At 76.1% G+C, this 12,637-nt stretch carries 12 protein-coding genes; 5 read left to right on the top strand and 7 right to left on the bottom strand.

The window, feature by feature from the left end; genetic code table 11:
- From ACFUEL_RS23185 to dacB, 3 genes are all read right to left on the bottom strand, one after another.
- Window positions 1–659 (bottom strand): MFS transporter (locus ACFUEL_RS23185; protein ID WP_380238581.1); only part of this gene is annotated, 659 nt, incomplete at its 3' end.
- Window positions 656–1,273 carry a TetR/AcrR family transcriptional regulator gene (locus ACFUEL_RS23180; protein ID WP_380238580.1) on the bottom strand — a complete coding sequence of 206 codons (618 nt, stop codon included), beginning with the start codon at window positions 1,271–1,273 and terminating at the stop codon, window positions 656–658. The genes ACFUEL_RS23185 and ACFUEL_RS23180, both read right to left, overlap by 4 nt.
- A gap of 144 nt (window positions 1,274–1,417) precedes the next feature.
- Window positions 1,418–3,049 carry a D-alanyl-D-alanine carboxypeptidase/D-alanyl-D-alanine-endopeptidase gene (dacB, locus tag ACFUEL_RS23175; protein ID WP_380238578.1) on the bottom strand — a complete coding sequence of 544 codons (1,632 nt, stop codon included), beginning with the start codon at window positions 3,047–3,049 and terminating at the stop codon, window positions 1,418–1,420.
- A 214-nt stretch (window positions 3,050–3,263) separates the two neighbouring features.
- Here dacB and ACFUEL_RS23170 point away from each other — a divergent pair, with 214 nt between their 5' ends.
- Entirely contained in the window at window positions 3,264–3,833 is a 570-nt protein-coding gene (locus ACFUEL_RS23170; RefSeq protein WP_380238576.1) for a TetR/AcrR family transcriptional regulator, read from the top strand.
- A gap of 144 nt (window positions 3,834–3,977) precedes the next feature.
- Here ACFUEL_RS23170 and ACFUEL_RS23165 read toward each other — a convergent pair whose 3' ends face one another.
- The 3 genes from ACFUEL_RS23165 to ACFUEL_RS23155 all read right to left on the bottom strand — a co-directional run bounded on the left by ACFUEL_RS23165 (window position 3,978) and on the right by ACFUEL_RS23155 (window position 8,242).
- Window positions 3,978–5,444, bottom strand: coding sequence for a DHA2 family efflux MFS transporter permease subunit (locus tag ACFUEL_RS23165; protein WP_380238574.1), 1,467 nt, complete (start codon window positions 5,442–5,444; stop codon window positions 3,978–3,980).
- Complete coding sequence (locus ACFUEL_RS23160; protein ID WP_380238573.1) at window positions 5,441–5,947, bottom strand: FBP domain-containing protein; 507 nt, start codon at window positions 5,945–5,947, stop codon at window positions 5,441–5,443. Before ACFUEL_RS23160 ends, ACFUEL_RS23165 begins: the two co-directional genes overlap by 4 nt.
- 102 nt (window positions 5,948–6,049) lie before the next feature.
- Entirely contained in the window at window positions 6,050–8,242 is a 2,193-nt protein-coding gene (locus ACFUEL_RS23155; RefSeq protein WP_380238571.1) for an MMPL family transporter, read from the bottom strand.
- A gap of 309 nt (window positions 8,243–8,551) precedes the next feature.
- Between ACFUEL_RS23155 and ACFUEL_RS23150 the strand changes: the two genes are divergently transcribed.
- Both ACFUEL_RS23150 and ACFUEL_RS23145 read left to right on the top strand, forming a co-directional pair.
- Complete coding sequence (locus tag ACFUEL_RS23150) at window positions 8,552–9,955, top strand: histidine kinase (RefSeq protein WP_380238569.1); 1,404 nt, start codon at window positions 8,552–8,554, stop codon at window positions 9,953–9,955.
- Window positions 9,952–10,632: a response regulator gene (locus tag ACFUEL_RS23145; RefSeq protein WP_380238568.1), complete on the top strand. Its 681-nt coding sequence runs from the start codon at window positions 9,952–9,954 to the stop codon at window positions 10,630–10,632. Before ACFUEL_RS23150 ends, ACFUEL_RS23145 begins: the two co-directional genes overlap by 4 nt.
- A 24-nt stretch (window positions 10,633–10,656) precedes the next feature.
- Here the strand turns inward: ACFUEL_RS23145 and ACFUEL_RS23140 are convergent, their stop codons facing one another.
- Window positions 10,657–11,361, bottom strand: coding sequence for an HAD family hydrolase (locus ACFUEL_RS23140; RefSeq protein ID WP_380238566.1), 705 nt, complete (start codon window positions 11,359–11,361; stop codon window positions 10,657–10,659).
- A 93-nt stretch (window positions 11,362–11,454) separates the two neighbouring features.
- On the opposite strand from ACFUEL_RS23140, the gene ACFUEL_RS23135 reads away from it, so the two are divergent.
- Both ACFUEL_RS23135 and ACFUEL_RS23130 read left to right on the top strand, forming a co-directional pair.
- On the top strand, window positions 11,455–11,820 hold the full coding sequence (locus tag ACFUEL_RS23135; RefSeq protein ID WP_380238564.1) for a winged helix-turn-helix transcriptional regulator: 366 nt from the start codon (window positions 11,455–11,457) through the stop codon (window positions 11,818–11,820).
- 151 nt (window positions 11,821–11,971) lie between these two features.
- Window positions 11,972–12,616, top strand: a complete 645-nt coding sequence (locus ACFUEL_RS23130; protein WP_380238562.1) for an NAD(P)-dependent oxidoreductase — start codon at window positions 11,972–11,974, stop codon at window positions 12,614–12,616.
- The last annotated feature ends 21 nt before the right edge of the window (window positions 12,617–12,637 follow it).

The following is a 12,637-nucleotide window of genomic DNA, read 5'->3' as shown; positions in this document are numbered from 1 at the left end:
GTGCGCAGCGCCGCGCGCAGCCCCAGCGGTTCGGCGCCGGGCCGGGCGGGCACCCGGCGCGAGCCCAGCGCGGGCACCAGCAGCGTCACCAGCAGCAGTGCGGCGACCACCGCGCCCATCACCGCGTACCCGCGCCGCCCGTCCCCGGCCAGCGACACCACGGCCGGGGCGAGCCCGCCCGCGACCAGGATGCCGACGGTCAGGAAGACGATCCGCCACACCGTGATCCGGGTGCGCTCCTCGGGCCGGTCCGACATCTCGGCGGGCAGCGCCACGTACGGGACCTGGAACAGCGCGAAGGCGCTGGAGGCCAGCACGAAGGTCACCGCGACCCAGGCGGCCGCGCCGGGGCCGGTCAGCGGGGAGAGGAACATCGCGGCGAAGGCCACCGGCAGGGCCAGCGCCCCGGCCAGCAGGATCCGGGTGCGGCGGCCGGTGCGCAGCGCCTCCCGGTCGCTGGCGGCGCCCACGGTCGGGTTGAACAGCGCGTCCCACGCCTTGGGCAGCGCCACGACCAGGCCCGCGACCCCGGCGGGCACGCCCAGCGCGTCGGTCATGAAGTAGAGCAGCAGCAGGCCGGGGACGGTCGAGTGGACGCCCGTCCCGATCGAGCCGAGCGCGTACCCGACCAGCTGCCGCCGGCCTGTTCCGGCGCTCACGACCCCGACTCCAGGCCCAGTTCGCGCAGCACCAGACCGTGCAGGTGCTCCCGGAACCGCGGCACCCGGTCGCGGATCATCGACCGGCAGAAGCCGTGCACCGTCCACAGCACCGTCCACACCGCCAGTTCGGCCCGTTCCGGCGGCACCCCGGGCAGCGCGGCGGCCAGCGCGTCGCGCACCGACTCCAGCAGCGGCCGGGTGTACTGCTCCTCCAGCCCGGCGAACTCGGCGGCGTCCGCCAGCCAGCGGCGCATCCACAGCGCGGGGACGTCCGGCCGCTCCAGGCAGAAGTCCAGGTAGCGGTCGGCGAAGGCGACGGCCGCCCCGGCCGGGTCCGCGGCCGCCCGGGCGCCGAACGCCTCCAGCGCCGCGGCGACCGCGGCCCGCTCGGCCTCGTGCGCCCGCCGCATCACCTCCCGGTACAGGTCGGCCTTCCCGCCGACGTGGTACGCGACGGTGGCCACGTTCAGTCCCGCCGCGGCGGCGATCGTCCGGGTGGTCGTCCCGTCGTAGCCGTGCTCGGCGAACAGCGCGGTGGCCGCCGCGACGATCCGCTCCCGGCTCAGCTCGGCCTGGTTCGGCGGCGCGCCCGGGGGCGTTGGCTCGGTCATGGCGGGGAGCGTACGCGCAGGCCCGTCATCAATCAACCGTTTGATTGATGGTCGTCCGAGGGAACCCGCGGCGCCCGCGAACGCCGACGGGCCCCGCCGCGCAGCGCGACGGGGCCCGTGGTGGAGCGAGGGGGATCAGGGGGATCAGCAGTGCGCGACGGCCTCGCAGTCCTCCCAGCGGGTGCCGGCGTAGCCGTCCTGCGCGTCGCCCGCGGTCGGGGCGGTCAGCGAGCGGGCCTTCTGCTGGGTGGTGGCGGTGCCGGCGGCCGCGGCGGGGCCGGTGGCCAGGCGGACGGCGATCGCGTCCAGGACCGGGCGGGGACTGGTGCCCGCGTAGTCGTTGATCAGCACGGCGAAGACCAGCCGGCGGCCGTCCGGGGCGGTGGCGTAGCCGACCAGGTTGTCGACGCCGCCCATCGAACCGCTCTTGGCGTGCACGTTGTTCTCCGCCTTGGTGCCGCGCATCCGGGCGGCCAGCGTGCCGCCGACCATCCGGTCCGGGTTGCCGGCCACCGGCAGCGCGTCGTACCAGGTGCCGAACCAGGGCTTGTTCTGGGCGAGTTCGAGCAGCCCGGCCATCTTGGCGGGGGTGATCAGGTCGTAGCGGGACAGGCCGGAGCCGTCGACCTGCCGCCCGGCGGGGGTGCCCAGCCCGTTGGCCTTCAGGAAGCCCTGCACCTGGGCGACGCCGGTCGCCCAGTCGCCGCGGCCGCCCTTGACCCTGCCGATCTCCTTGGTCAGGTGCTCGGCCATGCCGTTGTTGCTGACCTTGAGCATCGGGACGATCAGCTCGGCCAGCGTCCGCGACCGGTGCGAGGCCAGCGGCTGCGAGCTCTCCGCGCCGGTCGCCGCGCCCACCCCGCGCACCACCCGCACGCCGTGCCGGGCCAGCGCGCCCTCGAACACCCGGCCCGCGTACGTCGACGGGTCCTCCACCGTCACCCAGGAGGTCACCGGCGCGGAGCCGGCCGCGATGCTCCCCGACAGCGTCAGCTCGTTGGCGCCGCGCCGCCGGTCCACCCCGACGGACGAGCCGCTGCCCGCCGCGCCCGTGCTCACCTTCCCGGTGAACGACATCGGCGCCTGCGGCGGGTCCAGCGTGACCGCCGCCTCCGTCCCGGCCGCCCCCGGGGTGACCGTGACCCGCACGGTGTCCATCAGGTACTCGGGGTCGTTGGCGACGGTCAGACCGGCGATCTGCGGGCTGTACGAGTACGGCTCGTCGTCCCAGGCCCAGCCCGGCCCGAGCGGCGTCGTCTCGTACCGGCTGCCGTCGGCCAGCACCCGGCCGGTGACGGTGGTGATCCCGGACGCGGCGACCTGCCCGGCCAGCTCGTCCAGGTCCGTGACCAGCAGGGTCGGATCGCCCCCGCCGCGCAGCACCAGGTCGCCGGCCAGCGTGTCGCCGTAGCGCTTGCCGGTGGTGCGCACCTCGGTGGTGAACCGGTAGTCCGCCCCCAGCAGGTCCAGCGCCGCCGCCGAGGTCACCGTCTTCAGGGTGGACGCCGGGGTCAGCAGCGCCTGCGGCTGCCGGGCGTACACCACCTGGCCGGTGGCGGCGTCCAGCACCTCGATCCCGGTCTGGGCGTTGGCCAGCCGGGCGTCGGACAGCAGGGCGTCGAGGTCGGCGGTCAGGGTGGCGTCGACCGGGGCCGGGTCGTCGGCCTGCGCCGAACCGGCGAGCAGGGAGGCGGCCAGGACCGCGGCCGCGAGCGGCAGGCTGCGTCGGTACAGGCGCCGGAGGGGCGGGCGCTGGCGGGACGGGCGTCCGGGCAAGGGGGCTCCAGGGTGCGCGGGATCGGCGGGGGCATGCGTCGTCCACGCCCCCGTTTTGCCATGGACATTACCATTTGATGGGGTATCAGACGATCTTCCGACCGCCTCCCCGGCCCGCCCCGCCCTCTCATCCACGCGCCACCGCCGCGAAAGGTCGCACCCCGCCCCCGATAAACTCGCAACCCGCAGGAGGGCCACGCACGGGACGGGGAACATGGCAGCGCACGCAGGGCTGACGGTCGAACGCATCACCCGCGCCGCCGCCGAACTCGCCGACCGGGTCGGCATCGAGAAGGTCACCGTCTCCGCGCTGGCCCGGCAGTTCGGCGTCAAGGACGCCAGCTTCTACTCGCACGTCAAGAACCTGCGCGAGATCCGCACCCGGGTCGCCCTGCTGGCCTCCGACGAGATGAACCAGGCCCTCGCCGCCGCCATCGCCGGCCGCTCCGGCGCCCAGGCCCTCACCGCCTTCGCCGACGCCTACCGCGACTACGCACTGACCCACCCCGGCCGCTACGCCGCCACCCAACTCCCGCACGACCCGGCCGACTTCACCGACACCGAGGTCCTCGCCCGGAGCATCGAACTCACCTACGCGGTGATGCGCCACTACCGCCTGGAAGAACCCGCCCGCACCGACGCCGCCCGCCTGCTGCGCAGCACCTTCCACGGCTTCATCAGCATCGAGGCGGCCGGCGGATTCAACCACCCCCGCACGGCCGCCGACTCCTGGCACCACATCGTCACCGGCCTCCACCACCTCCTCGACACCTGGCCCTCCTGACCCAGCGCCCCATCGGGGGCCCGGGGAACGGCGGGTCCGTGCTGCTGGCGGTCGGAGCCCATCGAAGGTCGGGGCTGCTGCGTGCTTTTCACCCCCGGCACCCCCCACCCCGGAGGCTCTCGGCACCCCCGGCCCCGGAGGCTCTCACTCCTCCTTCCGCCCCGCCGGCAGGAACGCCGCCGGCACGGCCGTCAGCGCCACGAACCCCAGCGCCCCCCAGAACGCCCCGCGGAACGCCCCCGCGCCCGCCGCCCCGGCCGCCGCGTGCTGCACCAGCAGCGCGACCACCGTGGTGCCGACCGCCGCCCCCAACTGCTGCGACACCGCGTTCGCGGTGGTCGCGGCGGCCACCGCAGTCGGCGGCAGCGAGTGGTAGAGCGTCACCATCACCGGCGCGGCGGCCAGCGCCAGCCCGACGCCCTGGACGAACAGCGCCCCGAGCAGCAGCGGCCCCGGCTCGGCGCGCCCGGCCGTCGCGAACGCCGTCAGCGCGGCCGCCACCAGCGCCAGCCCGGTCAGCACCAGGGCCCGCGGGTTGCTGCGGGCGTCGATCACCCGGCCGACCAGCAGCACCGCGACGCCCGCGCCCGCGCCCTGCGCGACCATGATCGTCCCGGCCGCCAACGGGTCGTAGCCGCCCGCCTGTTGGAAGAACAGCGGCACCAGGACCACCGCCCCGTACAGGCCGAGGCTGTTGAGCAGGCCGACCGCGGTGGAGGCGGTGAAGGAGCGGTCCCGGAACAGGGTGAAGTCGATCACCGCCCCGTCCGGCCGCCGTCGCGCCCGCACCCCGTGCCAGGCCAGCAGCGCCGCCGCGGCCAGCAGCGGCAGCACCGCGCCGGTCACCGGCCCGTCCGTGCCCAGCCGGCCGAAGCCGAGCATTCCGGCCGCCAGTCCGGCGCCCACCGTGACCAGCCCGACCGCGTCCAGCCGTTCCGGCCGCGGGCCCCGGACGTTCGGCAGCAGCAGCGGCGAGAGCACCACGGCGAGCAGGCAGACCGGCACGTTCAGCAGGAACACCCAGCGCCAGGACAGGCTGTGCAGCACCGCCCCGCCGAGCACCGGCCCGGCGACCGGTGCGACCAGGATCGGCACCGCGATCAGCGACATCGTCCGGCCCATTCGCTGCGGCCCGGCGGCCTGCACCACCAGGATCCGCATCAGCGGGAACAGCATGCCCGCCCCGAGCCCCTGCAGCGCCCGGAACGCCACCAGCGATCCCAGCGACCAGGCCGCGCCGCACAGCGCCGACCCGGCCAGGAACACCGCCAGCGAGCCCGTCCAGCAGGCCGCCGCCCCGAACCGCCCCGCCGCCCAGCCGGTCGCCGGGATCACCGCCGACATCGCCAGCAGGTACGCCGTCACCACCCACTGCACCGCGGCCGGACCGGCCCCGAAGCGCAGGCCGAACCCGTGCAGCGCCACGCCCACCACCGTGGTGTCCAGCAGCGCGACGAACGCTCCCAGCGCGAGCACCAGCGCCGCCCGCACCAGCGGCCCGTCCAGCCCGGAGGGCGGCTGTTCCGTCCCCGCGTCCGTCCCCGCGTCCGCCCCCGCCCCCGCGCCCGCGTCCGCCCCCGCCCCGGCGGTCCGCGCCGTCCCGCCGCTCACGGCTCCAGCACCCGGGTCAGGAACGCCGCCAGGTTCGCCCTGGTCCGGGCGGCCTTCTCCTCGGCGCTCAGGCTCTCCCGCATCCGCACCCCGCCCGCCGAGGCCCGCTTGCGGCCCCGCACGTACAGCGAACAGGCCAGGTCGCCGCAGAAGTACTCGCCCGCCGAGGCGTACTCCTCGCCGGAGCCCCGTCCCGCCTTCCGCGCCGTCAGCAGCGCCACCCCGGACGCCGCGTGCACCGTCAGGCAGATCGAGCACATCGCCCCCTGCCGCGCCCCGGCCCCGGCCCGCTGCGCCCGCCGCAGCGCGACCCCGACCAGCCGCCCGCCGTGCTCGGCCACCAGGTAGCCGCGGTCGGGCGCCCCCGGATCCCGCCAACCGAGGAAGTCCAGTTCCTCCCAGGGCAGTTCGGCCAGGTGCCGGGGCAGTGCGAGCCGACTCGCCTCGCCCTTGGTGCAGTTGACGAACGATGCCCGGATCGCCGGTTCGGTCAACTCCTTCATGGTCCTTCTCGCCTCCGCTCATGCCTAGGAGTCCTAGGCATGAGCCAAGATAGCCTAGGCTCCCGGGCCGGCCAAGCCGGTTTTCCGGCCCGGGGCCCGAGATCAGGCCGTCGGAAGCCGCTCCGGCACCGCCGGCTCCTCCCGGCCGGCCCCCCGCCCCGGGCCCGGCCGCAGCGGCCACCACAGCGCGCGGCCCAGCAGCGCCGCCACCGCCGGAACCACCACCAGCGACAGCAGCAGCGCGGAGAGCAGGATCCCGAGCGTCAGCGCGAAGGCGATCTGCTCGCTGCCCGGCGTGGTGGCCAGACTGGCGAACGAGCCGCCCAGCACCAGCCCGGCGGTGGCCACGGCGGGCGCGGTGTGCCGCACGGCGCGGGCCACGGCGACCCGGGGCGGGCCGGGGCGGCGCATCTCCTCGCGGATCCGGTCGGTGATCAGGATGTTGTAGTCGGTGCCCAGCGCCACCACGAACAGGAACAGCACCAGCGGCAGGGTGAAGGCCACCCCCGGCCGGTCCAGCAGGTGCTGGAACACCAGGGCGGCGCTGCCCAGCGTCGCGGCGAACCCCAGCCCGACCGAGAGCAGCAGCGCCGCCGGGGCGAGCAGACTGCGCAGGAGCAGCAGCAGGATCAGCGCGATCAGCCCCGCCGCGACCGGGAACACCACCAGCAGGTCGCGGTCGACCGCGTCCGCCACGTCCGCGTACACCGCCGCGGTGCCGCCGACGTGGGCGTGCGTCCCGGCGGGGGAGTGGGCGGCGACGGCCGCCCGCAGCGGGCCGGACACCAGCTCCCGGGCCTGCGCGCTCTGCGGGTCGGCGACGGGGTAGACGTCGATCCGGACGGCCCGGCCGTCCGGGCTGCCCACCGGCTCGCCGACCTGCCCGACACCCGCCACGGCGCCCAGCGCCCGGGCCAGCCCGGCGAACGCGGACGGGTCGACGGCGCCGCCCCCGTCGGCGGTGGCGTACACGGTGGCCGGGTCGGACACCCCGGCCGGCAGCGAACGGGAGATCTCGGCGGCGGTGGCGGCCGCGGGCGTCCCGGAGGCGTCGCCGAGACCGTAGTCCATCCGGATCCCGACCAGGCCCGCGGCCAGCGCGCCCAGCAGCGCCACGGACGCCAGCAGCGCGGCCGCCGGACGGCGGGCCACCAGCTCGCCCAGGCGCGCCGAGACACCCGGACGCGGCTCCCGGCGCAGCGCGCGCGAGGGCCAGAACATGCCCCGCCCGCAGGCCGCGAGCAGCGCCGGCATCAGCGTCAGGCTGCCCAGCAGCATCACCAGCACCGCGACGGCGATCGCCGGGCCGAGCGAACGGAACTGGCCGAAGCCGGCCACGCCCAGGGTGGCGAACGCGGCCACGATGGTCAGCGCGGCCGAGGTGATCGCCGTGCCGACCCGGCCGGACACCTCGGCGGCGACCAGCCGGGCGGGCGCGTCCGGCCGGGCCCGCAGCACCTCGCGGTACCGGAACAGCAGGAACAGCAGGTAGTCGACGCCGATGCCGAGCAGCACCACCGAGATCAGGCCCGGGGTGGAGGCGTCCAGCCGCAGCCCGGTCAGCCCGGCCAGGCCCGCCACCGCACCGCCCGCCGCCCCGCCGATCAGCGCCACCGCCAGCAGCGGCAGCACGGCGGCCAGCACGCTGCGGAACACCAGCACGTTGAGCAGCACGATCAGCCCGACCACCAGGGCGCCGCCGACGGTGGCCGCCGTCCGGTTCGCGTCGGTGCCGTCCGCGGCCTCGGCCACCCCGCCGGTGAAGCCGGTGCGCATCCCGGCGGTGGCGAACCGCTCCCGGGCGGAGTCCCGGAACGTCCGGTAGACGTCCTGCACGCCCTCGTCGGCGACGTTGCCGGCCAACTCGACGGCCAGCAGCTCGAAGCCGCCGTCCGGGGCGACCATCGCGGGCGCCACCTTCGGCGTCTGCGAGCGGTCGGTCACCAGGAAGGACGGCTCGTCGGCCTTGCGCGGCATCACCACCCGCTGCCGGCCCAGCTCGGCCGCCTCGGCGTCGATCCGCCGCCGGTCGGCGTCCGTCAGCGCGCCGCCGTCCGTGCGGGCCACCAGCACCGTGACGGTGGTGGCGTCGGGCCGCAGCCCGAAGTGCTCCTCGGCGATCCGCAGCGCCCCCGCCGAGTCGTAGCGGGCCGGCAGGAAGTCCGCGGTGCTGCTCCCGGTGACCCGGGCGAACAGCACCGGCGCCACCCCGGTCAACGCCACCCCGAGGACCGCCCACAGGGCGATCACCTTCCAGGCGTGTCTGGTGGAGAATCCGGTCAGTGCGCGGATCACGGTCGCCCTCCGTCTGTGTGGCTGCTCATCGGACGGCGGTCGCCGCCCGATGACAGACCATCAGCCCGGACACCCCCGGGGCGTCGGGGCGGCGGACGATCCGCACCGGGGCCCGCGGGCCCCCACCGCCCCCGCACCCGGGACCACGCTCCCAGGACCGCCCACCCCGGGAGACGACGACCACCCCGCCGGGCCGGTGTCAGAATGGGGCATCCGGGCTGGTCAGCGGCGGCCCGGACCGGAGCGGGGCGCGAGCGGGGCACCCGCGGGACACCGACACCGACACCGACACGGACATGGGGGACGGGCATGGGACGACCGCAGCAGCACCCGGGCACCGCGGCGGCGCGGGACGGCGTGCCGTGGACCCACGCCGACGCCCTGGTGGCGGTGGCCGCGGGCGTGCTCGACGCGGTCGGCAACCTGCTGTTCGGCGCGCTGGACGGCGAACGGGGGCCGGGTCTGCCCGTCTTCCTGCTCGCGCTGCTGGCCGCCATACCGCTGCTGGCCCGGCGCAGCCACCCGGCGGCGGCGCTCGCCGCGGTGCTGGTGCCGACGGCCGCCGCCGACCTGCTCGGCCCCGGGACGCCGCACTTCGGGGTGGTCCTGACGGTCGCGCTGTACTCGGTGGCCCGGGTGAGCAGCCCCGCCACGACCGCTGTGGCCGTCCTGGCGACCTCGGCGGCGACCGTCCTCGGCCAGGCCCACTTCCGGGTGCCGCCCTGGGACGTGGCGGTGTCCGCCCCCTGCTCCGCGCTGCTGGTCGCCGCCGCCGGCCTCGCGGTCGCCCGCTGGCAGCGCGAGGTGGCCGCGAACCGGCAACTGCTCGCCGACCGCGCGGTGGCCGAGGAACGCCGCCGGATCGCCCGGGAACTGCACGACGTCGTCGCCCACCACATCACCACCATGCAGCTGATGGCCGGCGGCGCCCGCGCCAACCTCGCCGACCCCGAGGTGGTCCGGGACGCCCTGGTCACCCTGGAGTCCTCCGGCCGCCTCGCGCTGCGCGAGATGCGCCAACTCCTCGACGTGCTGCGGGCCGGCGACGAACCCGACACCGCGCCGCCCGCGCCGCAACCCGGCACCGACGACCTGCCCCGGCTGCTGGAGGAGTCCCGCCGGGCCGGTCTGCCCGCCGACCTCACCGTGTACGGCGAGCCCCGCCCGCTGCCGCCCGCCCTCGGCCTGACGGTCTACCGGATCGTCCAGGAGGCCCTGACCAACACCCGCAAGCACGCCGGCCCGACCCGCGCCACCGTCCGCCTGACCTACCACCCGGACCTGCTCACCCTGCACGTCCGCGACCACGGCCCCGGCCCGCTCCGCCCCCACGCCCATGCCCACCCCCCGACCGAACGCGGCGGCCACGGCCTGATCGGCATGCGCGAACGCACCGCCCTCCACGGCGGCACCCTCACCGCCACCCCCCACCCCGACGGCGGCTTCGCCGTCCACGCCGAACTGCCGCTCCCCGCCGAGGAGTCGAAGCCCGCTCCCGCCGAACTCCCGCTGCGTGCCGGGGAGTCGCCATCACGTCCTGGCGAACTCCCGCCAGCCACGGCCGAATCGCCCGCTCCTCCCGCCGAACTTCCCAGCCCTGCCGGTGATTTGACGCCCCGCCTTGCCGAACTCCCTTCCCCCGCAGGCGAGTCCGTCGCGCCTTCCCCCGCCGTCCAGCAGCCCGCCGCGCTCCCCACGGAGGCCCTCCGATGACCCCGATCCGGATCCTGGTCGCCGACGACCAGCCCCTGGTGCGCCGGGGGCTCTGCCTCATCCTCGCGCCGGACCCGGCCTTCGAGGTGGTCGGCGAGGCCGAGAACGGCGCCGCCGCGGTCGAGCTCGCCGGCCGGCTGCGCCCCGACGTGGTGGTGATGGACATCCGGATGCCCGTCCTCGACGGTGTCGACGCGACCCGCGAACTCGCCCGGGTCCTCCCCGAGTGCCGGGTCCTCGCGCTCAGCACCTTCGACCTCGACGAGTACGTGGTCGCCGCGCTCCGGGCCGGCGCCTGCGGCTTCCTGCCCAAGGACGTCTCACCGGAGGAACTGGCCGCCGCGATCCGCACCGTCCGGGCCGGCGAAGCGGTGGTCGCGCCGCGCCTGCTGACCCGCCTGATCTCCACCTACGTCCGCGCCACGGACCGGCCGGCCCCCGCCGCCCCGCGTCCCGCCGCGGCCGAGCTGACCCCGCGGGAGACCGAGGTGTGGCGCCTGATCGCCACCGGTCTGGACAACGACGCCATCGCCGGGGCCCTCGACCTCAGCCGTTCCACCGTCAAGAACCACATCACCTCGCTCTTCGCGAAGCTCGACGTCCGCGACCGGGCCCAGGCCGTGATCGCCGCCTACGAGTCCGGCCTGGTCACCGCCGGGGCCCCGGGCCCCGCCTGACCCGCCGCCCGCACCGCACACCGGTCAGCCCACGCCCCGCACCGGTCGGCCCCCGGCCACCGCCCGCACCGGTCGCACCGGCCGGGCGAGCCGGGCGACCGCCGCCCGGTCCACGCCGGTGAAGTCGGCGAACCGGTCCGCCGCCGCCGCGGCCAGCGCCGGGTGCGGGTTGACGGCCGCGAACGCGACACCCGCGGCCCGGGCGGCGGCGAGATCGGCGGGGGCGTCGCCGAAGAACAGCAGGTCGGCTCCCGGGTGGGCGGCGGTGACCTCCCGCAGTGCCCGCTCCTTCGAGCACGGGTGCCCGAACAGCCGCCGGAACGCGTCCGCCAGCCCGTGCCGTTCCAGGTGGGCGCGGATCTCCGTGACCGGCGCGCTGCTGGCGACGTACCGCACGGCCCAGTCCCCGTCCAGGAACCCGGGCACCCCGGCCACCGGCCCGCAGGCCGCCAGCCGCTCGGCCAGCAGCTCCCGGTAGCGTCCGGACACCTCCGCGAAGCCGTCCTCACCGACCCCGGGCATCCCCGCCAGCAGGTGACGGATCTTCACCTCCCGGGGGACCCCGCGGTGCGCCGCGTTGTACTCCGCGACCCGCTCCAGCGCCCCGGGGTCCGCCCCGCACAGCGGAGCGAACGCGTCCCGGAAGGCGGCGAGCTTCACCGCCTCGGTGTCGAACAGCACCCCGTCCAGGTCGAAGACCAGCACGGGCGCCCCCGCTGCCACCACCACCGCCAACCCCCTTGCCGCACAAGCGATCTGACGTCCGACCGCCGCAGACTACCGTCCCGCCGGCGGCGGGCTCCCGCACTACAATCCGGAGGCATGAGCGATCCCCTCGAGGCCGACATGTTCTCCTCCTGCCAGTCGCAGGTGCTGCCCATGCGCATGAACAACAAGTGGGCCCCGAAGATCATCACCTGTCTGAAGACCGGCAAGCGCCGCTTCTCCGAACTCCAGGTCCCGCTCAGGGGCATCACGCCCAAGGTCCTCTCCGAGTCCCTGCGCGCCATGGAGCGGGACGGGCTCCTCACCCGGACCTCCTACCCGGGGGTGCCGCCGCGCGTCGAGTACGAGCTGACCGAGCTGGGGCGCTCGCTGCTCGACCCCATGGAGGCGTGGTGCTCCTGGGCCGACCGGCACCTGCCCGAACTCATGGACGCCCGCGAGACCTACGACAACGCCTCCTGACCGGGAGCGCCCCCGTACCCCTCCGCACGCCCTCCCGGCACGGGTTTCCCGGCGGCCCCCTTCCTATCGTTGCGGTAACCGAGGGGGCGGCGGATAGCTTCGCCGAGCAGGCCGGGGGAACCGGCGAGGCACGTCGGAGGGAAGCAGTTCCATGAGCAGGATCGTTGTCTTCGGAGCGGGCGGCAACGCCGGGCGCCGCGCCGTCGCCGAGGCCGTGGCCCGCGGGCACCGGGTGACCGCCGTGGTGCGGGACGCGGCGAAGTACCGGGAGTTGGAGCGCGAGGGCGTGACCCTGGTCGAGGGCGACGTCACCGCGGCGGACGCCGTCGCGGCCGTCGCCGCCGGCCACGACGCGGTGATCTCCACGGTGTTCCGGGCCGACGTGGCCCCCGCCGACTTCTACGGCGAGGTCTCCAGGGCCCTGGTCGCGGGCCTGGCCGCGGCCGGCGTCGACCGCCTGGTGGCGGTCGGCGTGGGCACCGCGCTGGAGACGGCCCCGGGCGTGGCCGTGCACGACTCGCCCGAATTCCCGGAGGCGTACCGGCAGTTCTCGATCGGCCACTCAGTGGAGAACGAGATCTACCGCGCCAGCGAGCTGGACTGGGTGGTCGTGACCCCGCCGCCGGCCGTCCTGGACGCCGACGCCGAGCGCACCGGCGAGTACCGCGTCGGCGGCCCCGGCGTGCTGCCGGCCGAGGAGAACGCCCCCGCCTTCTCCTACGCCGACCTGGCCGTCGCCCTGGTGGACACCGCCACCGGGGGCGACCACCACCGCGAGGTCATCGCCGTCGGCTGACCCGCCCGGCCCTAACACGCC

The sequence above is a fragment of the Kitasatospora sp. NPDC057198 genome, from assembly GCF_042670125.1.
In the GTDB taxonomy this organism is placed as follows: domain Bacteria; phylum Actinomycetota; class Actinomycetes; order Streptomycetales; family Streptomycetaceae; genus Kitasatospora.
The sequence above is the reverse complement of the archived record's forward strand: the minus strand, read 5'-3'. Positions and strand labels throughout refer to the sequence as shown.